16 protein-coding genes are annotated in these 21,482 nt (G+C 64.8%); 8 read left to right on the top strand and 8 right to left on the bottom strand.

Annotated features, from left to right (window positions below; genetic code table 11):
- Positions 1–29 precede the first annotated feature (29 nt).
- From ACWHY3_RS06800 to gatC, 7 genes are all read right to left on the bottom strand, one after another.
- Complete coding sequence (locus ACWHY3_RS06800; RefSeq protein WP_332778884.1) at positions 30–1,229, bottom strand: CaiB/BaiF CoA transferase family protein; 1,200 nt, start codon at positions 1,227–1,229, stop codon at positions 30–32.
- A 49-nt stretch (positions 1,230–1,278) separates the two neighbouring features.
- Complete coding sequence (locus ACWHY3_RS06805) at positions 1,279–2,628, bottom strand: MmgE/PrpD family protein (RefSeq protein ID WP_303853419.1); 1,350 nt, start codon at positions 2,626–2,628, stop codon at positions 1,279–1,281.
- A gap of 24 nt (positions 2,629–2,652) precedes the next feature.
- Positions 2,653–3,840, bottom strand: coding sequence for an acyl-CoA dehydrogenase family protein (locus tag ACWHY3_RS06810; protein WP_448127885.1), 1,188 nt, complete (start codon positions 3,838–3,840; stop codon positions 2,653–2,655).
- The gene (locus tag ACWHY3_RS06815; RefSeq protein ID WP_448127886.1) at positions 3,837–4,715 is read right to left on the bottom strand and encodes an FAS1-like dehydratase domain-containing protein; all 879 of its coding nucleotides are present in this window, start codon (positions 4,713–4,715) and stop codon (positions 3,837–3,839) included. Before ACWHY3_RS06815 ends, ACWHY3_RS06810 begins: the two co-directional genes overlap by 4 nt.
- Before the next feature lie 395 nt (positions 4,716–5,110).
- Positions 5,111–6,562: an Asp-tRNA(Asn)/Glu-tRNA(Gln) amidotransferase subunit GatB gene (gatB, locus tag ACWHY3_RS06820; protein ID WP_332778882.1), complete on the bottom strand. Its 1,452-nt coding sequence runs from the start codon at positions 6,560–6,562 to the stop codon at positions 5,111–5,113.
- Entirely contained in the window at positions 6,562–8,019 is a 1,458-nt protein-coding gene (gatA, locus tag ACWHY3_RS06825; RefSeq protein ID WP_448127887.1) for an Asp-tRNA(Asn)/Glu-tRNA(Gln) amidotransferase subunit GatA, read from the bottom strand. The genes gatB and gatA overlap by 1 nt, the downstream gene beginning before the upstream one ends.
- A 212-nt stretch (positions 8,020–8,231) precedes the next feature.
- Positions 8,232–8,522, bottom strand: a complete 291-nt coding sequence (gene gatC / locus ACWHY3_RS06830; RefSeq protein ID WP_071232912.1) for an Asp-tRNA(Asn)/Glu-tRNA(Gln) amidotransferase subunit GatC — start codon at positions 8,520–8,522, stop codon at positions 8,232–8,234.
- Positions 8,523–8,793: 271 nt separating this feature from the next.
- On the opposite strand from gatC, the gene ACWHY3_RS06835 reads away from it, so the two are divergent.
- The 7 genes from ACWHY3_RS06835 to tldD all read left to right on the top strand — a co-directional run bounded on the left by ACWHY3_RS06835 (position 8,794) and on the right by tldD (position 19,275).
- The gene (locus ACWHY3_RS06835; protein WP_071232911.1) at positions 8,794–9,831 is read left to right on the top strand and encodes a rod shape-determining protein; all 1,038 of its coding nucleotides are present in this window, start codon (positions 8,794–8,796) and stop codon (positions 9,829–9,831) included.
- A gap of 57 nt (positions 9,832–9,888) precedes the next feature.
- Positions 9,889–10,860 (top strand): rod shape-determining protein MreC, encoded by a 972-nt coding sequence (gene mreC, locus ACWHY3_RS06840; RefSeq protein WP_448127888.1) that lies wholly within the window; start codon positions 9,889–9,891, stop codon positions 10,858–10,860.
- A gap of 2 nt (positions 10,861–10,862) precedes the next feature.
- Positions 10,863–11,342 carry a rod shape-determining protein MreD gene (mreD, locus tag ACWHY3_RS06845; RefSeq protein ID WP_448127889.1) on the top strand — a complete coding sequence of 160 codons (480 nt, stop codon included), beginning with the start codon at positions 10,863–10,865 and terminating at the stop codon, positions 11,340–11,342.
- A gap of 110 nt (positions 11,343–11,452) precedes the next feature.
- On the top strand, positions 11,453–12,067 hold the full coding sequence (locus tag ACWHY3_RS06850; protein WP_448127890.1) for a Maf family protein: 615 nt from the start codon (positions 11,453–11,455) through the stop codon (positions 12,065–12,067).
- Between the two features lie 257 nt (positions 12,068–12,324).
- Entirely contained in the window at positions 12,325–13,800 is a 1,476-nt protein-coding gene (gene rng, locus ACWHY3_RS06855) for a ribonuclease G (RefSeq protein ID WP_448127891.1), read from the top strand.
- Positions 13,801–13,828: 28 nt separating this feature from the next.
- Positions 13,829–17,809 carry a YhdP family phospholipid transporter gene (locus tag ACWHY3_RS06860; protein ID WP_448127892.1) on the top strand — a complete coding sequence of 1,327 codons (3,981 nt, stop codon included), beginning with the start codon at positions 13,829–13,831 and terminating at the stop codon, positions 17,807–17,809.
- Between the two features lie 11 nt (positions 17,810–17,820).
- Positions 17,821–19,275, top strand: a complete 1,455-nt coding sequence (gene tldD, locus ACWHY3_RS06865; RefSeq protein ID WP_087718115.1) for a metalloprotease TldD — start codon at positions 17,821–17,823, stop codon at positions 19,273–19,275.
- Positions 19,276–19,338: 63 nt separating this feature from the next.
- Here the strand turns inward: tldD and yjgA are convergent, their stop codons facing one another.
- Positions 19,339–19,854 carry a ribosome biogenesis factor YjgA gene (gene yjgA, locus ACWHY3_RS06870; RefSeq protein ID WP_256961046.1) on the bottom strand — a complete coding sequence of 172 codons (516 nt, stop codon included), beginning with the start codon at positions 19,852–19,854 and terminating at the stop codon, positions 19,339–19,341.
- Between the two features lie 183 nt (positions 19,855–20,037).
- Here yjgA and pmbA point away from each other — a divergent pair, with 183 nt between their 5' ends.
- Entirely contained in the window at positions 20,038–21,378 is a 1,341-nt protein-coding gene (pmbA, locus tag ACWHY3_RS06875) for a metalloprotease PmbA (RefSeq protein WP_087718113.1), read from the top strand.
- Positions 21,379–21,482 lie beyond the last annotated feature (104 nt).

Here is a 21,482-nt window from a genome sequence, read left to right on the forward strand (position 1 = left end):
GGCTATAGAGGGATAACTCGTCGGTCCGCTCAGATCGTACCGGCCTGGCGCAGCTTGTCCACGTCCTCGTCGGCATAGCCCAGCTGCTTGAGAATGGCCTCGCTATGCTCGCCGAGCGCGGGGACGGCATCCATGCGCGGCTCGTATGCCGCGTTGCGTCCGGGCGGCAGCGCTGCCGGCACCTCTCCGCCGGGCGTCATCACGCTACGCCAGCGATCCCGCGCCGCCAGCTGCGGATGCTGCCACACGCCCGCCATGTCGTTGACGTGGGCGTTGGCGATCTGAGCGCTTTCGAGACGCTCGATCACCTGCTCTGCGCTGAGTTCGGCAAAGACTTCGTCGATCAGCGCGCGCAGCGCGGCACGATTCTCGGAGCGCTTGAAGTTGGCATCGAAGCGCTCGTCCCGGGCCAGCGCCGGTTGCTCCAGTACCTTCTCGCAGAACAGCTGCCATTCGCGCTCGTTCTGCAGACCGAGCATGACCGTGCCGCCGTCGCCGGTGGGGAAGGGGCCGTAGGGATAGATCGTCGAGTGGGACGCGCCGGCACGAGGCGGCGGGGTTGCGCCGTCGAAGGCGTAGTACATTGGGTAGCCCATCCATTCGACCAGGCTCTCCAGCATCGAGACGTCGATGTGCGAGCCTTCGCCGGTACGCCCGCGCAGCAGCAATGCCGAGAGGATGTTGCTGTAGGCGTACATGCCGGCGGCGATGTCGGCGACCGAACAGCCCGCCTTGGCCATTTCGTCCGGCCCGGGGCCGCCGGTGACGGAGAGAAAGCCCGCTTCGCTCTGGATCAGCAGGTCGTAGGCTTTCTTCGTCTCGTAGGGGCCGCCCTCGCCGTAACCGGAGATATCGCACACGATCAGGCGTGGAAACCGCGCGTGCAGCGTGTCGAAGTCGAGCCCCATGCGGGCGGCGGCGCCGGGTGCCAGGTTCTGTACCAGCACGTCGGCTTCCGCGAGCAGGTCGGAGAGGATCGGTTCGGCAGCGTCATGCTTGAGGTTGAGCGTCAGGCTCTCCTTCGACCGGTTGGTCCAGACGAAGTGCGAAGAGAGACCGTGGACGCGCTCGTCGTAGCCGCGGGCGAAGTCGCCGACGCCGGGGCGCTCGATCTTGATCACCCGGGCGCCTTGATCGGCGAGCTGCCGCGTGCAGAAAGGGGCGGCGATGGCGTGCTCGAGACTGACCACGGTGATGCCGTCCAGCGGGCGAGGGGGTTGAGCAGTCATGGCAGATCCTGTCCGGAAAGCGGAAATTCGATAGGGGTAAGGAGCCGGGTCACAGCAGCGGCTCGAGACGGTCGAGCGCCGGCAGGTTCCAGGCATGGGCGATCAGTTTGGCGGTTTCATCGTCACTGGCCGCGCCCGAGAACGTCACGAGACGGCGGAACTTGGCCTCCAGTTCGTCCCGGCTCAGGGTGTTGCCCGGGTCGCCCTTGGGTTCGTCGATCGCTGCGCTCAACTGGCGGCCGTCGCGGGTCGTGACGTCGATCCGGCCCAGCCAGCGGCGCGGGTAGGCCGCATCCACCTCAGGGTCCAGCACCATCGACACCCGCCGGCGGAAGTCGGCTACGGCCTCGTCCTGCAGCGCATGGTCGCGGAAGCTGGCCAGGCTGGCATCGCCGTGGACGGCGATCAGCCCCAGCACGCTACCCATCGAGAACTTGGCCTGGTGAATGGTGCGAGGGTCGGTCACGGGGCCGAGTACGTCGATCGCGGCCTGATGCACTCTGGCCGTGACGGTTTCGATATCGTCATGAGCCAGGGCTTCTCGCTGCATCAGGGCCAGCAAGGCGTCCGCTGCCGGATGTGTGTGCCGGCAGGAGGCATGGAACTTGAACGAGGTCTCGACCAGCGCCCAGCGTTCGCCGAGCCGATCCGTCAGCCGGTCGAGATCGGCATCGGTGGACATGCCGGCAGCCATGCCTTGGGGGCCTTCGAGAACATGTCGGGCGCCCGTCAGGCCGCTGTGGGTCATGTAGGCGGCGAGCAGGCCGTCGGACGCGGCCTTGGCAGTGTGGAGCTGCTTGGAGTCGGCGGCGTCGCGCAGAAACTCCCACAGCCCGGCGGCCTGGGTACCGGCGCTGCCAAGCAGGTTCACGAAGCCGTCGGTGTCGAGCTTCATCAACTTGCCCGCGGCCACGGCGGCAGCCAGGGTGCCGGCGGTGCCGGTGGTGTGGAAGATGCGGTAATGGGAGCGGCCGAGAAACTCGCCGACCCGAATCCCCGCTTCGTAACCGGCGACGGCGGCGGTGATCAGATCCTGGCCACTGCAACCCAGATCCTGGGCGGTCGCCAGCGCGGCGGGGAACACCACGGTGGCGGGGTGGAGCACGGAGCTGTTGTGCAGGTCGTCCTGCTCGACCACGTGCGAGGCGGCGGCATTGACGAAGGCGGCGAAGTGGGACGACGTCATGCGGCGGTCGGTCAGCTGCTGGCAGCCGCCGTCGCTCGGGCCCATGAGCTGGCTGTAGCGCTCGAACAGCGGGATCGGCGCGTGATCCTTACCCGCCAGGGCCGAGCCCAGCCAGTCGAGGTAGAGCGCCTGGCAGCGTTCGACGACGTGGCCGGGCAGTTGCTCGTAACGAAGTTCGGCCAGAAACGCGGCCAGGGTTCGGGTGGCATCCATGGTCATTCCCTCGCGGTTACGGCGTCAGAACGAACGTGGCAGATCGAGCAGATGCTCGGCCACGTAGGAGAGAATCAGGTTGGTGGAGATCGGCGCGACCTGATAGAGCCGGGTCTCGCGGAACTTGCGCTCGACGTCGTACTCGGTGGCGAAGCCGAATCCGCCGTGGGTCTGCAGGCAGACATTGGCGGCTTCCCAGGACGCCTTGGCCGCCAGGTACTTGGCCATGTTGGCGCTGGCGCCGGCCGGCAGGCCCGCGTCGAACTCCTGGCAGGCGCGCCAGCGCATCAGGTCGGCGGCTTCCACCTCGATATGCGCCTCGGCGATGGGGAACTGCACGCCCTGGTTCTGGCCGATCGGCCGGTCGAAGACGATACGCTCGTTGGCGTAGCGGCTGGCCTTGTCGATGAACCAGCGGCCATCGCCGATGCACTCGGCCGCGATCAGGGTGCGCTCGGCATTGAGCCCATCGAGAATGTAGCGGAAGCCCTTGCCTTCCTCGCCGATCAGGCTATCTGCCGGCAGCTCGAGGTTGTCGAAGAACAGCTCGTTGGTCTCGTGGCCGACCATGTTGGCGATCGGCTGGACCGTCATGCCGTTGCCGATCGCCTGGTGCAGGTCGACCAGGAAGATCGACATCCCTTCCGACTTGCGCTTGACCTCGGCCAGCGGTGTGGTGCGGGCGAGCAGAATCATCAGGTCCGAATGCTGAATGCGCGAGATCCACACCTTCTGGCCGTTGATGACGTACTTGTCGCCGCGCTTCACGGCCGTGGACTTGATCTTGGTGGTGTCGGTGCCGGTGGTGGGCTCGGTGACGCCCATCGATTGCAGCCGGAGCTCGCCGCTGGCGAGTTTGGGCAGTATCGCGCTCTTCTGGGCCTCGCTGCCGTGCTTGAGCAGCGTTGCCATGTTGTACATCTGGCCGTGCACGAACCCGGCGTTGCCGCCACAGCGGTTGACCTCCTCGAGGATCACGCTGGCCTCAAGCAGACCCAGGCCGGAGCCGCCGAACGCCTCGGGGATCATCGCGCCGAGCCAGCCGGCTTCGGTCAGCTCGGTCACGAACGTTTCGGGGAAGCCCTGGACTTCGTCGATCTGGCGCCAGTACTCGCCATCGTACTGCTGGCACAGGCTGCGCACGCCGTCGCGGATCGCTTCCAGCGCCTCGTGGTCGATCGGATCATGGCTCATGGTCGGGGTCTGGTTCATGAGTGTGTCGGCTCCTGGGGTTCGGCGCTGTCATTATTGTGGAATTCGGCCGTGGCGCGCTGCGCCGGTCCGTCCGCGTTGCCCGCCGTCAGCTCGGCGCGGCCGGCGTCGGTTATCCGTCCGGTGGTCTGGAAGGGCTTGTTGGCGATCAGCGGACGCAGGCCGCGATATTCCAGGCGTGTGGGCCGGGCTTGGGGGTTGGCCTCGCAGAAGGCCTGCAACTGGAGCGTGGCGATCAGCGGCCCATGCACCACGAGGCCCGGATACCCCTCGGTGTCGGTGACGTAGGGCCAGTCGTAATGAATCCGGTGGCCGTTGAAGGTGACCGCCGAGTAGCGGAACAGCAGAACCGGGTCTGGCTCGATGGTCTGCGTCCAGTCCGCTGCCGGCATCGGTTCGTCGAGTGACAGCTTGGGTGGTGCTGGCTGGCGGTAGACGATGTCCTGTTCTTCGCGGATGGCGAGCTCGCCAGCCTGGTGATAATCGTGTTGCACGGTCACGAACAGCAGCGAGCCGGTGCGGCCGTGCTTCTCCTGGATGTCGGTCACCGTCGAGGCACGCTCGGCTTCGATGCCCGCTTTCAGCGGCGTCAGGAACGCGAGCCGCCCGCCGGCCCACATGCGGTTGCGGTCGTCTGCCGGGGGCAGAAAACCGCCGCGGGTCGGATGACCGTCGCCGCCCAACTGATCGCCAGGGAGCGGGTTCTGGAAGAAGGCCCAATGCCACAGTGGCGGCAAGGGTTCGCCCGGGGCCGGGCAGGGTTTGCCGAAGGTGGCGGCGACGCGGGCGACCAGCGCACTGTCGAGATGATCCGTGCTCTGTTCCCGATTACCGATCCAGCGTTCGAGCGTGTTGTGGGGCATGCTGTCGGACATGAGGCTATCCACCAGTCTCGTAAGGTGTCGCTAGCATGGCCGGACTCGATTCCCGGCGAAATCTGTCTTTCGTGGCAGGGGGCTTTGGTTTTGCTGAATACGACTTTTGGCGTAGCTCATCGAGCGCCAAAGTTGGCGTGATACTCGTGTCGATAGTCCTCGGGCCATGAAACGAGACGAGTCATGAAACGAGGCAGACAGTGAAACGACGCGAAGAATAAACCGAAGCGAATAGTGAGAAGAGGGGAAGTGAAGCGGATGGCAGGAAAAGGCGGGCAGCGAGATGAAGGGTAAAACGCTGGCAGTCACCGAAGACTGACGATCATGAATACCCACAGAGGCCGGCGGCTTTCACCGTCGGCCTCTCTTTCAGTGTTGGCTGGTCGCTACGGCGCTCAAGCCTCGTCCAGCTTCTGCTTGAGCAGGCCGTTGACCTGCTGCGGGTTGGCGGTGCCGCGAGAGGCTTTCATCACCTGGCCGACGAAGTAGCCGATCATCTTGCCGCGCTTCTCCGGGTCGGCTTCGCGGTACTGCGCGACCTGAACCGGGCTGTCGGCGATCACCTGATCGATCATCGCTTCGATGGCCCCGGTATCCGTGACCTGCTTGAGGCCGCGGGTGTCGATGATCTCGTCGGCGCTCGCGCCTTCGTTGTTCCATAGGGCGGCGAAGACCTGCTTGGCAGCCTTGCCGTTGATGGTGTCGTCGAGCACGCGGCTGATCAAGCCACCGAGCTGTTCCGGCGTCACCGGGCTGTTGCTGATGTCGATATTCTCGCGGTTGAGATGCCCGGAAAGTTCGCCCTGGACCCAGTTGGCGGCCTGCTTGGCGTCACCGCAGACGGCCAGTACGGCTTCGAAATATTCGGCCATCGGGCGCGTCGAGGAGAGCACGCCGGCATCATAGACGGATAGTCCCAGCGAATTCTCGAAGCGGTTACGTTTCTCGGTGGGCAGCTCCGGCAGCGTCGAGCGCTGGTGCTCGATGTAGGCTTCGTCGAGCATCACCGGCAGCAGGTCGGGGCAGGGGAAGTAACGGTAGTCGTTGGCTTCCTCCTTGGTCCGCATGCTGCGGGTTTCGTCCTGGTCCGGATCGTAGAGCCGGGTTTCCTGAACGACCTTGCCGCCGTCCTCGATCAGCTCGATCTGGCGTTCGACCTCGAATTCGATCGCGCGCTCGACGAAACGGAAGGAGTTGACGTTCTTGATCTCGGCGCGGGTGCCCAGCGTCTCCTGCCCTTTGGGGCGGACCGAGACGTTGACGTCGCAGCGCATCGAGCCCTCGGCCATGTTGCCATCGGAGATACCCAGATACGTGACGATGGCGTGAATCGCACGGATGTAGGCTACCGCTTCCTTGGCCGAGCGCATGTCGGGCTCGGAGACGATCTCCAGCAGCGGCGTGCCGGCGCGGTTGAGGTCGATGCCACTCATGCCATGAAAGTCTTCATGCAGAGATTTTCCGGCGTCCTCTTCCAGATGCGCGTGATGAATGCGAATGCGCTTGCGCACGTCGTCATCCAGCACGATTTCCACTTCGCCCTTGCCGACGATGGGCTGGGCCATCTGGCTGGTCTGGTAGCCCTTGGGCAGGTCGGGATAGAAGTAGTTCTTGCGCTCGAACAGCGAAGTCTCGGGGATCTCGGCATTGATCGCCAGGCCGAACTGAACGGCCATCGCCACGGCGCCTTCGTTCAATACCGGCAGTACGCCCGGCAGGCCCAGGTCGATGGCGCAGGCCTGGGTATTGGGCTCGGCGCCAAAGGCGGTCGAGGCGCCGGAGAAGATCTTGGATTGGGTGGCGAGCTGGACGTGGACTTCCAACCCGATGACGGTTTCCCACTGCATTAGGTTGTCTCCTGATCGGTCGGGTGCCGACGGTGCCAGTCCGTCGCCTGCTGGAACTGGTGCGCCACGTTGAGCAGTTGGCTTTCGGCGAAATGCTGGCCGAGGATCTGCAGGCCGATTGGGCGTTTGCCAGCGAACCCGGCCGGCACGCTGATGCCCGGAATGCCGGCCAGGTTGATGGCGATGGTATAGATGTCCTGCAGGTACATCGAGACCGGGTCTTTCTTGGCGCCCAGGTCGAACGCCGTCGTCGGTGCGGCCGGCCCCATCAGGACGTCGACCTCTTCGAAAGCATCGAGGAAGCCCTGCCGGATCAGGCGGCGAACCTGCTGCGCCTTGCGGTAGTAGGCGTCGAAGAAGCCCTCGGACAGGGTGTGGGTGCCGATCAGGATGCGGCGCTTGACCTCGTCACCGAAGCCTTCGGCGCGGGTACGCTTGTAGAGATCCTCGAGGTCGACCGGGTTCTCGCAGCGATGGCCGAAGCGCACGCCGTCGTAGCGCGAGAGGTTGGAGGAGGCTTCCGCCGGGGCGATGACGTAGTAGGCCGGAACGGCCAGATGCGTGTGCGGCAGGCTCACCTCGCACACCTTGGCGCCCAGGGATTCGTAGACGCGAATCGCCTCGCGGATGGCGCTTTCGACCTCGGCATCGAGCCCGTTGCCGAAATATTCCTTGGGCAGGCCGATCTTGAGGCCGTCCAGCGGGGCGTCCAGCTCGGCGAGATAGTCCGGCACCACGCGGGCGACGCTGGTGGAGTCGCGCAGGTCATGCCCGGCGATGGCACCCAGCAGGAGGGCACAGTCCTCCGCGCTCCGGGCCATCGGGCCGCCCTGGTCGAGGCTCGAGGCGAACGCGATCATGCCGTAGCGGGAGACACGGCCGTAGGTCGGCTTGAGGCCGGTAATGCCGCAGAAAGCGGCGGGCTGGCGAATCGAACCGCCGGTGTCGGTGCCCAGCGCGGCGGGGGCGAATCCGGCGGCGATGGCGGCGGCGCTGCCACCGGACGAGCCGCCCGGTACGGCGGTACGGTCCCACGGGTTCTTCACCGGGCCGTAGAAGCTCGATTCGTTCGACGAGCCCATGGCGAACTCGTCCATGTTGGTCTTGCCAAGGCTGATCATGCCGGCGGCCTCGAGCTTCTCGACGACGGTGGCGTTGTAGGGCGCCTGGAAGTTGTCGAGCATCTTCGAACCACAGCTGGTGCGGATACCCTGGGTGCAGAAGATGTCCTTGATCGCCAGGGGCAGACCGGCGAGCGGCCGTGAATCGCCCTTGGCGCGGGCCTGGTCGGCGGCATCGGCGGCGCTCAGCGCCTGGTCACGAGTGACGGTGATGAAGCTGTTGATGTCGCCATCCAGCCGCTCGATGCGGTCGAGCAGGCTGGTGGTCAGCTCTCGACTGGAAAAGTCGCCGGCCTTGAGCCCTTTGGCGAGCTCCGTGAGCGTCATATGGTGCATGGGGTCGCAGTTCCCTGAATCAAATCGCTACGCAGAATGGGGGGCGAATGGTGCCGGCCCATCGAAGAAGTGGCGCCGAACCTGGTCGTCTCGCCATCGGCGTCGAACTCGTTTGTCGGTTCATGACGTCGAACGCATTCGGCTATTCACGGCGTCGAACTTATTCGGCTGTTCACAGCGTCGAACTTATTCGGCTGTTGATAGCGTCGAACTTATTCGACGACGCGCGGTACCAGATAGAGGCCATCGGCCGTTTCCGGCGCACAGGCCTGGAAGGCTTCGCGCTGGTTGGTCTCGGTGACTTCGTCCGGTCGCAGACGCTGAGTGGCGTCGAGCGGGTGAGACAAAGGGGCTACGCCGTCGGTGTCCACTGCCTGCAGGCGGTCGACCATTTCCAGGATCCGGGTCAGATCGTCGACATAGCCGGCAGCTTCGGCGTCGCTGTTGAGGCCCAGGCGTGCCAGGTGCGCTGCGCGCAACACGTCTGCGTGTTCGATTGCCATGTAGTGAAGGTCCTCTCGTTGGGACATCGCGTCGTTGGTGTCGAAGACGCCGCATTGGCGGCGGTTCCGTCTCCGGAACGATTCGTCTCTGGAGCGTTCGTCGCGAAAAGGTCGCGAAGGTTCGCGACCTCATGTTCGCCACGTGCAAGAAATGGAGGAGACATTATCATATTCACGCCCCATCTGGCAGGCTCGCGCTTGCTGCTTTACCCCCACGGTGATACCGTTTGCGTCCGCACAGGGTTCCGGTCTGGACTAGGTAAAAGTTTCCATGTTTAAACGTTTACGGGGGCTGTTCTCGAGCGATCTGTCGATCGATCTGGGAACCGCCAACACGCTGATTTACGTCCGCGGTCGCGGTATCGTCCTGGACGAACCCTCCGTTGTGGCGATTCGCCAATCCGGCAACATGCGCAGTGTTGCGGCCGTGGGCCTCGACGCCAAGCGGATGCTGGGGCGCACGCCCGGTAACATTACCGCCATCCGTCCGATGAAGGATGGCGTGATTGCTGACTTCACCGTTACCGAGCAGATGCTGCAGCACTTCATACGCAAGGTTCATCAAAGCACCTTCCTGACACCCAGTCCGCGTGTGCTGGTGTGCGTTCCCTGCATGTCCACGCAGGTCGAGCGCCGCGCGATCAAGGAGTCCGCCGAGGGCGCCGGAGCGCGTGATGTCTATCTGATCGAGGAGCCTATGGCTGCCGCGATCGGTGCCGGTCTGCCGGTCGAAGAGGCTCAGGGGTCGATGGTCGTCGATATCGGTGGTGGCACGACCGAGATCGCGATCATCTCGCTCAACGGCGTGGTCTATTCCGAATCCGTGCGTGTGGGTGGCGACCGTTTCGACGAGGCAATTACCTCCTACGTGCGCCGTCACTACGGCAGCCTGATCGGCGAAGCCACGGCGGAGCGGATCAAGGAAGAGGTCGGCTGCGCCTATCCGGGTGGCGAGCTGCGCGAGATCGATGTGCGCGGCCGCAATCTGGCCGAGGGCATTCCGCGCAGCTTCACGCTCAACTCCCACGAGATTCTCGATGCGCTGCAGGAGCCGCTGGCGTCCATCGTGACCGCGGTCAAGAGCGCGCTGGAGCAGTCGCCGCCGGAGCTTGCTTCGGATATCGCCGAACGTGGCCTGGTGCTGACCGGTGGCGGGGCCCTGCTGCGGGATATCGACAAGCTGATTGCCGAGGAAACCGGCCTGCCGGTCATCATCGCCGAGGATCCGCTGACCTGCGTGGCACGCGGTGGCGGCAAGGCGCTCGAGATGATCGATCAGCATACCTTCGAACTGCTCTCCAGCGATTGAGGCCAGCCGCGACGGATGAAGCCGCCGGGTGGCGCCATCCGTCCACGGTAGGTGGGGGTGAGGCCTATCAAACCGCTGTTTTCCTACGGCCCGATACCGACGTACCGCATGCTGTTGTGTGCGGTGCTGGCATTCGGGCTGATGTTTGCCGAACATCGCTTCAGTGCGGTGGAGACGGCGCGTTCTCATTTGACCACGGTCGTGGCGCCCATTCAGTGGCTGGTGGCGCTGCCGAGTGAGGGGGTGCGCTGGAGCGCCATGGCGATCTCCGATCAGCAGGCGCTGATCGACGAGAACGGGCGGCTGCGCGAGCAGCTGTTGACGCTCTCCAACCGCGTGCAGCGCATGGCGAGCCTGACCGCCGAGAACATCCACCTGCGCGAGCTGCTGAACGCGCCCAATCCTGCCGATGTGCCCTACATCACTGCCGAGCTGCTGTCGCTGGACTCCGATCCGTTCACCCAGCAGATGGTGATCAATCGCGGTCGCCGCGACAGCGTCTACATCGGCCAGCCGGTGATGGACGCCTCTGGACTGATCGGTCAGGTGGTATCGGTATCCGCCTATACCAGTCGCGTGCTGATGGTGGCCGATGCCAACCACGCCGTGCCGGTGGAGATCAATCGTAACGGTCTGCGCTTCATCGCTCAGGGCACCGGCCAACTCGATACGCTCAATATTCCCAGCGTGCCGGCCACGGCGGATATCCGCGAAGGCGATCTGCTGGTGACCTCCGGCCTGGGAGGGCGTTTCCCGCAAGGGTATCCGGTGGCCCGGGTCGATGAGGTCAAGCGCGAGTCGAGCCAGGCATTCATGGAGGTGTCGGCCGAGCCGATTGCCCAGCCGGAGCGATCGCGCTACTTCCTGCTGCTGTTTCCCCCCGAGCGTCCCGACGAGAACCTCAGCGGACCGGAGCGCATGGCGCGGCAGGTGGTCTGGCCGGGCGATCCGGCGCACCCCGACGCCAATCGTATCAGTGAAGCGGCGTTGACCGCCGCGCTGATGCTGCAGTCGACGGAGCAGGAGTGAGCATGGGGCCTTTCGGTTATCTCTTCGTCTGGTTCACGCTGCTGCTGGCGCTCTGCCTGCAGGTGATGCCGCTGCCGGATGCCTGGCTGGTATGGCGTCCGGACTGGCTGGGCGTGCTGCTGGCCTACTGGTGTGTCGCCACGCCGCAGCGGGTCGGCGTGCTGCATGGGTTCGTGCTGGGCCTGATGCTCGATCTGATCGAGGGCGCGCCGCTGGGGCAGAATGCGCTGGTGCTCTCGCTGTTGGCCTATCTCTTTCTGCTGCTCTATCAGCGCTTCCGGGTCTACTCGATCTGGCAGCAGGCGGTGCTGGTCTTCATCCTCCTGGGTATCGCGCAGTTGGTGGAGCAGTGGCTGCGCACGATCTTCGGGCCGATCTCCGTCAGCCTGGAATTCCTGCTGCCGGCGCTGATCGGGGCGCTGCTGTGGCCGTGGCTCTTCACCATGATGCAGGCGGTGCGGCGTCGGCTGGGAATCGGTTAGGTTCGGCAATCGACGCTGTCGAGGCGCCTCCGGCATGATCGGCGTTTCTCGGCCGATGCTGCGATGCCGCCGCGGCCCGAAAACTCTCAGGTTTCCGACGAGGAATCACGATGGCCTCCTTTCTTCAATCCACTTCCCGGGCTGTCCTGCGCCTGGCATCGGCCTCGCCGCGTCGGCGCGAGCTGCTCTCATCGATCGGTGTTGCCGTCGAGGTCTCACCCGCGGATATCGACGAGTCGCGCCGCGAGGGTGAATCGCCCGAGGACTTCGTTTCCCGGCTGGCCCGCGAGAAGGCCAAGGCGGGCCACATCGGCAGTTCGTTGCCGACGCTGGGTGCGGACACCGTGGTGGTCTGCGATGGTGCCATTTTCGGCAAGCCGAACGACGAGGCGCACGCCCGCGAGATGCTGGCGACGCTGTCCGGGCGGACCCATCGCGTACTCTCGTCCGTGGCGGTGATCGGCGCCCACGGCATGCGTGACTGTCTCGTTGCCACTCGCGTATCCATGCGCCGAATCGACGAGGCGGAAATGGCCGCCTACTGGGCGACGGGAGAGCCGGCGGACAAGGCCGGCGGCTACGCGATCCAGGGACACGCGGCCATCTTCGTCGAACGGCTGGAGGGAAGCTATTCCGCGGTCGTCGGGCTGCCGCTTTACGAGACGGCGGGACTCCTGCGCGCTCAGGGCATCGCCTTGTGGGATGGTGTCGGGGCTGTGTCATAATCTCGAGCATGGCCCCAACAACTCGCAAGAATCTGTTTACGATCTCGCGAGCTAGAGTCTCGATTCTGGATAATTCGGGGCGAAAACACTTTAGGATGCGGAGTTTACATGGGGTTAAATGAGCATTCCGAAAGTGTTTGCCTCGCTTCGCTCGCCCTACGGGCCAGCCTCCGGCTGTTGTCTCCGCGAAGCTCCGACTCAACAATGTTTGGCCGACGCGCAGCAGATCGTAGGCAGGTTCTGACAAGGATGCCCGCATGAGCGGTGAAGTACTGATCAATCTGACGCCGATGGAGACGCGGGTTGCCGTGGTGGAAAACGGCGTGCTGCAGGAAGCCTTCATCGAACGCAGCCGACGCCGCGGTATCGTCGGCAATATCTACAAGGGCAAGGTCGTTCGCGTGTTGCCGGGCATGCAGGCCGCCTTCATCGATATCGGACTCGAACGCGCGGCGTTCATCCACGTCAACGAAGTGCTGCCGCCGGATGCGCCGCACGATTCGGTGCGCGATGAGCCGGCCTCCATCAGTCATCTGCTTTACGCCGGGCAGCCGCTGGTGGTCCAGGTCACCAAGGACCCCATCGGTTCCAAGGGCGCGCGGCTGACGACCCATCTCTCCATTCCTTCCCGCTATCTCGTCTACATGCCGGATTCGCCCCATGTCGGCGTGTCGCAGCGCATCGAGGACGATACCGAGCGCGAGCGACTGAAGGCCCTGGTCGAGAGTGGCAAGGCCGAGCTGCCGGACGAGGGCTGCGGTGGCTTCATCATTCGCACCGCCGCCGAAGGCGTCGGCCAGGAAGAGCTGTTCGCCGACATGGTCTTTCTGCAGCGTCTGTGGCAGAAGATCGCCGAGCGACGCACCACGGCGCCGGTCGCGACGCCGATCTACGACGATCTGCCGCTGTTCATTCGCACTCTTCGCGACGTGATGCGGGACCAGATCGAGAAGGTGCGCATCGACTCCCGCGAGAACTACTTCAAGCTCAAGGAGTTCGCCCGGGAGTTCATGCCGACGATGGAGTCGCGCATCGAATACTATCCCGGCGAGCGGCCGATCTTCGATCTCTACAGCGTCGAGGACGAGATCCAGAAGGCACTGGGGCGCAAGGTGCAGCTCAAGTCCGGAGGATATCTGGTCATCGACCAGACCGAGGCGATGACTACCATCGACGTCAACACCGGCGGCTATGTCGGCCATCGCAATCTCGAAGAGACCATCTTCAAGACCAACCTCGAAGCGGCCACCGCCATCGCCCGCCAGCTGCGGCTGCGCAACCTCGGCGGCATCATCATCATCGATTTCATCGACATGGAAGAGCTGGAGCATCAGCGTCAGGTGCTGCGCGTGCTCGAGAAGTCGCTGGAGCGGGATCACGCCAAGAACAAGCTGACCGGCGTTACCGAACTGGGCCTGGTGCAGCTGACCCGCAAGCGCACCCGAGAGAGCCTCGAGCAGACGTTGTGCGAACCCTGTCCGACCTGTCTGGGGCGCGGCTCGCTGAAGACGCCGGAGACGGTCTGCTACGAAATCTTCCGCGAGATTCTGCGCGAAGAGCGTGCCTATTCGCCGGAAACCTACATGGTGCTGGCATCGCAATCCGTGGTTGATCGTCTGCTGGACGAGGAGTCCGCCGCCGTGGCCGATCTCGAGTCCTTCATCGGCAAGACCATCCGCTTTCAGGTCGAGGCCCACTACTCCCAGGAACAGTACGACATCGTACTGATGTGAGCCGATGAGCCGTCCGTGGATCACTCGTTTGCGACTGACATGGCGCTGGCTGCTGATGCTGGTCGCTCTCGTCGCCATCGTCGTCGCCGTGCTCTCGACCGGCGTTCGACTGGCGGCGTGGCAGATCGACCGGCTAAGTCCCTGGCTTGCCTCGACGCTGGAACATCAGCTCGATGCCCAGGCCGAACTCGGCCGGCTGTCGCTGGCAGTTCGCCACTGGAATCCCCGCCTGGCAGTCGACGATCTCCGCTTGACGAGCGAAAGTGGACGGCCACTGCTCAGTATCAACCACGCGGCAGGTCGTCTCGAGACGCTGGCGAGCTGGCAACTGGGCGCGCCGGTGATTCGGGAAGGCGAGGTCGCCGGCATGACGCTGCATCTCTACCAGACCGCCGATGGCCAGTGGGCGTGGCCGGATGGCGCGGGCAGCCGCTGGTTCGGCGGGCCCGACGATTCGAAGTCCTCATCGTCACTCGGCGTCGATGGCTGGTTGCGCACGCTGATGCGCCAGCAGGCGACGTTCGAGGATGTCACGCTGGTGCTGCATGGGCCGCGCGAGCAGGATGGACAGCGCGAGCAGGCGCGGGTGGCAGTATCCCGGCTGACGCTGGCCAGTCGAGGCAATCAGGCGTCGATTCAGGCCGCGCTGAATGCCAATGACGCAGACGCCGGACAGCTACACCTGACGATCGAGAGCGGCGACCAGGAAACGGGCACTGGAGCGGATACGCCCGGCGGCGCCAGTCATCCCGAGGCGCGCTTCGCCGGAAAGCTCGATCTGGCTGCACTGTCACCGGCGCTGGTGGTCTTGAGTTCAGGCTGGCCCAAGGCGGTGGGCGAGACCGACGGGCAGGCGTCCGTGACGGGCGCATGGCGTGATGGCGGGCTGCGCGATGGTCGTCTGTCCATGGATATCCCAACCCTCCGAGTGGTCGACACCAGCAATGAAATCTCCGAGACGCTGACGCAGCTGGGCCTCGATGCCGGACTACAGCGGCGAGCGGACGGTCACTGGCAGGCCTGGCTGGACGGCCTGAAGCTCTCCCACGCCGGGCTGGCGGCGATCGATTGGCCGCAGCAGTTGCAGGCGCGGTCCACCGACAGCGGCTGGCGGCTGCGCAGCGCACCTTTCGACCTGGCGGGCATGACGGATTACCTGCGCTATCTGCCGCTGCCTTTCGAGCTTTCCCAGACCTTGATACAGCTCGACCCGCGCGGTCACGTTGCCGGCTTCGAAGTGGGGCAGGATCAGGGAGAGTGGTACGCGCAGAGTGCCCTCGAGGGGGCCTCGGTAACGGCCTGGAACGAGATCCCCGGCGGCGGCCCTGTCGATGCGTGGGTCACCTTTCGCGGGCGTGGCGGCACGGTCTCTTTTGCCGGGAATGACTCGACGCAGTTCTCGATCCCCATCGTCTACGCCGACCCTCTGGATCTCTCTCATGCCAGTGGTCAGATCGACTTCGAATTGACGCAGCAGGGCGCCGTCATCAGCGGCGAGAATCTCGAGGCGGGGTGGCGTGGCGCCAGTGCCGAGGGGCGATTCGGACTGACGCTCTACGATGCCCAGGACAAGCCCGGCACCTTCCTCCTCGATCTCGCCTTTGCCAATGCCGATGCACGAAACTCGCGAGTGCTGTCGTGGCTGCCGACGCGAGTGATCGACGACGAGCAGCTGCGCGAGTGGTTCGGCGGTGATATCGGCGGCATCGTCAAGCAGGGAAAGCTGGGGCTATCGGTCACCTTGAGCGACAAGGAGGCGCCGGAAGGGAAGATGTTCGTCAACCCGGACGACTACTTCACGCTGTCGCTGGACGTTGCCGACGGGCGACTGCAGTACGCACCGGAGTGGCCGGCGCTGGAGCGGGTCTACGGCCACCTGCAGATGGAAAACATGAATCTCGATGCCGATATCGAGCACGCCACCAGCCATGGCCTGACGACGCGAAACGCCGTGGTCAAGCTGGCCGACAAGCAGCTGACCATCGATGGCGACGTCGATGGCAGTAGCGGCGGCGTGCTCGATTTTCTGGCTCACGCACCGTTGGAATCGATGAGCGAAACGTTTGGACGCTGGCAGAGCGAGGGCGCGGTCAATGCGAGGCTCCATGTCGCCATGCCGATGACCGACGGGAGCGATGCCGAGACCGACATGGCAGTCGACATCCAGGGGCAGATCGACGCGAAGAGGCTGACCTTTCCCGAGCTGCAACTGACGCTGGCCGATATCGGCGGCGACTTGCGTTATCGTCGTGAAAAAGGCGAGGACTACGTCACGGGGAATCTGAACGCCCGGGCTTTCGATGGGCCGACCCAGGCTCACTTCAACATCGGTGGCTACCAGAATGGCTCCAGCGGTATTGCGTTCGAAGGAGAGGTTCAGGGGGGCGGGCTACTCGAGTGGGCCGGTCTGGGCCGTGTCGACGGTCTGCTGAGCGGTTCCTTCCCCTATCAGGCCAGCATGGACTTCGACGATCAGGGCGACTCCAAGAACGGTGCCAGCCTGACACTGCGTAGCGATCTGCAGGGGCTGGAAATAGCGCTGCCGCCGCCATTCGGTAAAGTGCCCAAGTCCGAAGAAGCCCTGACAATCGATGCCGATATCGCCGCGGGTACCGGCAGCGTGACGCTAGGGAGCTGGGGGCGTGCGCGCTGGCGAACGATCGAGGATCAGGCCCAGGGGCAGGTATGGCTGGAAGGGTGGCCGGGCAAACAGGCGGCCTGGCCCAGCGAGCCGGGCTGGTATGTGCTGTGGCGTCCGGACCGCGTAGATACGCAGCGGTGGGTTCAGGCGCTGACCCAACTGGAGGCTACCGATGCGGCTTCGGCGCCAGAAAACCGCCTCGAGACCACGCTCGAAAACGACGCCGACAACCCAGACGCCCAGCCTGTGAGCGATGGTGGCGGGCTCAAACGGGTGGCACTGTCGACGCCATGCGTCCTAGTAAAAGGCCGTTGTCTCGGGGGCTTGCAGGTCGACGCCGCGCCGCTTTCCGATGGTTGGCGGCTTTCGCTCGATGGTGGCATCGCCGCTGGCGAGGCAAGCTGGCAGTCGGAGTCGGCGATGCCGATCGATGTCGATCTGCAGCGGCTCAATCTCGATGCGTTGACGCCCGACGACAAGGGAGCGGAGGATTCCTCTAGCCTGATGGAGGCGATCGAAACCGCACCTCATCCGATTGCGCTGCCTGCGGAACTGGCCAAGGCACCGGCGGGCCACGTGCGTATCGCGGAGCTCGAGCGTCAGGGGCAGCGATTCGGGCCGTTGGAAGCGACCTGGCGGGCCGACGAGCAACGCCTGACCGTCGAGCCATTGACGCTTTCCCTGGGCGAGCTGGATCTGTCGGGATCGCTCGACTGGGAGGCCGCCGGGAGCGCGAGCCTGAGCCGGGCCCGGTTGCAGGCCAACGGCGGCGATGTCGGGAGCGTGTTCCGTGTGCTGGATCAGCAGGTGCCGATCACCAGTGAAAGCGCCAAGGTCGATCTCCAGCTATCCTGGCCGGGCGCGCCCTGGCAGTTTGCCCTGCCGCTGTCGACGGGGCGGGTCCAGGCCACGATGAGCAACGGGCGGCTGCGTCAGATCCATTCGTCCGGGGCCAAGCTGGTGGGGCTTTTCAACCTCGATAATGTCCTGCGGCGCCTGCAACTGGACTTCTCCGACGTCACCAGCGGCGGTACCTCTTTCAATGGCCTCAAGGGCAGCGCTACCCTGTACAACGGGCGTCTGCAGACCGAAGGGCCGATCGTGATCGATGGCACCGCGACGCGGTTCACGCTGGCCGGCAGCGTCGATCTCAACCGCCAGACGCTGGATCAGCGCCTCGGGATCACCGTTCCCGTAAGCCAGAATCTGCCGCTTGTCGCGGTCATGGCCGGCGCGCCGCAGGTCGGCGTTGGCCTATTCGTCTTCGACCAGCTGTTCGGCCGCTGGCTGGATCGGGCAACGCAGATTTACTATCGCATCGAGGGCCCCTGGTCCTCGCCGAACATCAACCTGGAAAGTGCCCAATGACACTGAGTCCGATGAGACAAACGAGTGATGATGCCCTGAAGCAGGCGTCGACGCTGTTGTTGACCCCGGGTGGGCTGGACGTGGAATCGTTGAATGTCGGCCTCGGCCACGCCATGGGCGTCGGGATCGATTACGCCGATCTCTTTTTCCAGCGCACCTGGCACGAGATGTGGGTGCTGGAGGATGGGGAGGTCAAGGACGCCAGCTACAGCATCGATGGCGGCGTCGGCGTGCGGTCGCTCTCCGGCGAGAAGACCGGATTCGCCTACTCCAGCCAGATCAGCCAGGACGCGCTGCTGGATACCGGGCGCACGGCTTCCGGCATCGCCCGCAGCGGCGATCGGCGCGCCCCGAAGTCGATCCAGGTCGCCGCGGCGGCCTCTCGCTATCAGGGCATCGATCCGCTGAGCGGGCTGAGTGCCGAGGACAAGATCGCCATGCTCAAGCAGGCGGATCGCGTGGCGCGGGCGGCGGACCCCAGCGTGACGCAGGTCAGCGCGTCGTTGACCGGTGTTCACGAGGTGGTGCTGGTGTGCGCCAGCGACGGCACGCTGGCGGCCGACATCCGTCCGCTGGTGCGCTTCAACGTCAACGTGATCGTGGCGAAGGACGGCAAGCGTGAACGGGGCAGTGCCGGCGGCGGCGGCCGTTATTCCATGGAGCGGCTGCGCGACGAGAACGTGGCCGACAAGTACGCTCGCGAAGCGGTTCGTCAGGCGCTGGTCAATCTGGACGCGGTGGCCGCGCCCGCGGGCCAGATGCCGGTGGTGCTGGCCAATGGCTGGCCGGGCATTCTACTGCATGAAGCGGTGGGCCACGGGCTCGAGGGCGACTTCAACCGCAAGGGGAGCTCCTCCTTCGCCGGCCGTCTGGGCGAGCGGGTCGCCGCCAAGGGCGTCACGGTGGTCGACGACGCCACGCTCACCGACTGCCGCGGGTCGCTCAGCATCGACGACGAGGGCACGCCGGGTCAGTACACGCCGCTGATCGAGGATGGCATTCTCACCGGCTACATGCAGGACAAGCTCAACGCCAGGCTGATGGGCATGAAACCCACCGGCAACGCGCGCCGCGAATCCTACGCCCACGTCACCATGCCGCGCATGACCAACACCTACATGCTGGCGGGCCAGGACGATCCGGAAGAGATCGTCAAGAGCGTCAAGCGCGGCATCTATGCGGTCAGCTTCGGCGGCGGCCAGGTGGACATCACGTCCGGCAAGTTCGTGTTTTCCGCCTCCGAGGCGTATCTGATCGAGGACGGCAGGATCACGGCGCCGGTCAAGGGCGCCACGCTGATCGGCAATGGTCCTGAGGCCATGTCGCATGTCTCGATGATCGGCAACGACATGGCGCTGGATAGCGGCATCGGGGTTTGCGGAAAAGAGGGGCAGGGGGTGCCGGTTGGCGTAGGCCAGCCGACGCTGAAGCTGGACGAGATCACGGTCGGTGGTACGGCATCCTAGGCCACGAGTGCAGAGGATGCGTAACTCGACCGTTTGCCGGTGCCGGGTCGTCGTGGCTGGCGCTCAGAGCCCGACGGTATCGCGGAGCAGCTGGAACAGCTTGCGCGAACTGGCGGGCGGCTTGGCACGCTGCTTCTCGCTGCGAGCGTTGCGAATCAGCTGGCGCAGTGCCTGGCGGTCGACCTGGGGGTGCGCTTCGATGAACGGCTCCAGTGCTTCGTCATCGTCGATCAATCGATCGCGGAGCTGCTCGAGCCGGTGGAAAGCCGCGTTGCGCTGGGCATGCTCCTGGTCGATCTCCTCGAAGGCGGCTCGGATCGCTTCGCGATCTTCCTTGCGCATGACCTTGCCGACGTACTGCATGTGGCGACGGCGGCCTTCGTGGGAACGGATGCGTCCGGTTTCTTCGACGGCGTCACGCATGTCGTCGGAGAGCGGCAGTCGAGCGCGCACGGCCGGGTCCAGCGCGATGATGCGCTCGCCCAGTGCCTGCAGCTCCTGCATTTCGCGTTTGAGCTGGCTCTTGCTGGGAGGCGCGTCGTCCTCGAAAGCCATGTCGTTGTCCGAACCCTTGCCCATGTTGTTACCCCAAGCGACGAATGAAGGCCGCAGTATATCAGCGTGAACCCGCACGCCAACGCATGGGGTGCATCATGCGTGTGAAGCCGGGCCGCAAGGCCGCTTCGATGGCCTGCGTTACCGGCAACCCCGGGCTGTGATCCGAATGTCCACGATCCGAGTTTCATGAATCAGGAGTCCGAGATGAGTCAAGCTTTCAATGCCGAGGCGCAGCAGTCGCGTCTCGAGGAGCGCGCCGGCATGGCGCTGGAGCTCGCCAAACGACTGGGAGCGGACGCCTGCGAGGTGGGTGCCAGCGTCGACCAGGGGCTGGGCGTGAGCGTGCGGCTCGGCGAGACCGAGACCGTGGAACTCTCCCGCGATCAAGGCATTGCGGTCACGGTGTACGTGGGCAACCGCAAAGGCAACGCCTCCTCGTCGGATGCGGGCGATGCCTCCATTCGTGCCGCGGTCGAGAAAGCCATTTCGATCGCGCGATATACCGGCGAGGACCCGGCGTCGGGGCTGGCGGACGCCGAACTGATGGCGACCGATCTGCCGGATCTGGATCTGCATCATCCCTGGGCGTTGAGCACGGACGAAGCGATCGAGCTGGCGTTACGCTGCGAAACGGCCGGCCGCGAGCAGGCGGGCATCACCAACTCGGAGGGAGCGAGCCTGTCTTCTTCCGAGGTGGTCACGGTCTACGCCAACAGTCACGGCTTCCTGGGCAGCAAGCGTGGCACGCGGCACTCGCTTTCGTGCCTGCTGATCGGGGGCAGTGGCGATGGCATGCAGCGCGATCATGATTTCACCACGGCGCGCCGGGCCAGCAATCTGGCCAGCCCGGAATCGGTGGGCATCAGCGCCGCCGAGCGCACGCTGCGCCGGCTGGGCGGTCAGCGCCCGAAGACCGGCCGATTGCCGGTGCTGCTGGCGCCGGACATGGCTCGCGGATTGGTCGGCAACCTGCTCAACAGCATTGCCGGCGGAGCGCTCTATCGCGAGTCTTCTTTCCTCTGTGACCAGCTGGGCGAGACGCTGTTTCCCGAGTGGTTCTCGCTGGGCGAATATCCGCGCGAGATCGGTGGCATGGCGAGCGCCGCGTTCGATGGCGACGGCGTGGCCACGCGCGACAATGTCTTCATCGATCGAGGCAAGCTGGCGAGCTACATGCTGGCCGCCTATAGCGCTCGGCGACTGGGACTGCAGACCACCGGCAACGCCGGTGGCGCGCGCAACGTGCGCATTCAGGCGCCGACGACCTCGCTGGAGGACCTGATGCAGCAGATGGGAACGGGCATCATGGTGACCGAAATGATGGGCCAGGGGCTCAATCCGGTGACCGGGGACTACTCGCGGGGCGCTGCGGGCTTCTGGATCGAGAATGGCCAGATATCCCATCCGGTCGAAGAGTTCACCGTGGCGGGCAACCTGCGCGACATGTTTGCCGGCCTGCGGGGAATCGGCGATGACATCGACCGACGCGGCAGCATCCAGACCGGCAGCTGGCTGCTCGATTCGATGACGATTGCGGGGCAGTAGTTGCCCGGGCTTCGCCCGGAGCTGTGAGCTTTAAGCTGTAAGTAAAACCGTAAGCCGATTGGTTATGCAGGTAAATGGTTGCATCCCGGCTTACGGCTTACGGC

Source organism: Salinicola sp. NYA28a (genome assembly GCF_976982775.1).

What these genes read in the sequence shown, in the direction of transcription:
- ACWHY3_RS06800 (WP_332778884.1), bottom strand. Translation starts at nt 1,229, where the DNA reads ATGACTGCTCAACCCCCTCGCCCGCTGGACGGCATCACCGTGGTCAGT.
- ACWHY3_RS06805 (WP_303853419.1), bottom strand. Translation starts at nt 2,628, where the DNA reads ATGGATGCCACCCGAACCCTGGCCGCGTTTCTGGCCGAACTTCGTTAC.
- ACWHY3_RS06810 (WP_448127885.1), bottom strand. Translation starts at nt 3,840, where the DNA reads ATGAACCAGACCCCGACCATGAGCCATGATCCGATCGACCACGAGGCG.
- ACWHY3_RS06815 (WP_448127886.1), bottom strand. Translation starts at nt 4,715, where the DNA reads ATGTCCGACAGCATGCCCCACAACACGCTCGAACGCTGGATCGGTAAT.
- gatB (WP_332778882.1), bottom strand. Translation starts at nt 6,562, where the DNA reads ATGCAGTGGGAAACCGTCATCGGGTTGGAAGTCCACGTCCAGCTCGCC.
- gatA (WP_448127887.1), bottom strand. Translation starts at nt 8,019, where the DNA reads ATGCACCATATGACGCTCACGGAGCTCGCCAAAGGGCTCAAGGCCGGC.
- gatC (WP_071232912.1), bottom strand. Translation starts at nt 8,522, where the DNA reads ATGGCAATCGAACACGCAGACGTGTTGCGCGCAGCGCACCTGGCACGC.
- ACWHY3_RS06835 (WP_071232911.1), top strand. Translation starts at nt 8,794, where the DNA reads ATGTTTAAACGTTTACGGGGGCTGTTCTCGAGCGATCTGTCGATCGAT.
- mreD (WP_448127889.1), top strand. Translation starts at nt 10,863, where the DNA reads ATGGGGCCTTTCGGTTATCTCTTCGTCTGGTTCACGCTGCTGCTGGCG.
- ACWHY3_RS06850 (WP_448127890.1), top strand. Translation starts at nt 11,453, where the DNA reads ATGGCCTCCTTTCTTCAATCCACTTCCCGGGCTGTCCTGCGCCTGGCA.
- rng (WP_448127891.1), top strand. Translation starts at nt 12,325, where the DNA reads ATGAGCGGTGAAGTACTGATCAATCTGACGCCGATGGAGACGCGGGTT.
- tldD (WP_087718115.1), top strand. Translation starts at nt 17,821, where the DNA reads ATGAGACAAACGAGTGATGATGCCCTGAAGCAGGCGTCGACGCTGTTG.
- yjgA (WP_256961046.1), bottom strand. Translation starts at nt 19,854, where the DNA reads ATGGGCAAGGGTTCGGACAACGACATGGCTTTCGAGGACGACGCGCCT.
- pmbA (WP_087718113.1), top strand. Translation starts at nt 20,038, where the DNA reads ATGAGTCAAGCTTTCAATGCCGAGGCGCAGCAGTCGCGTCTCGAGGAG.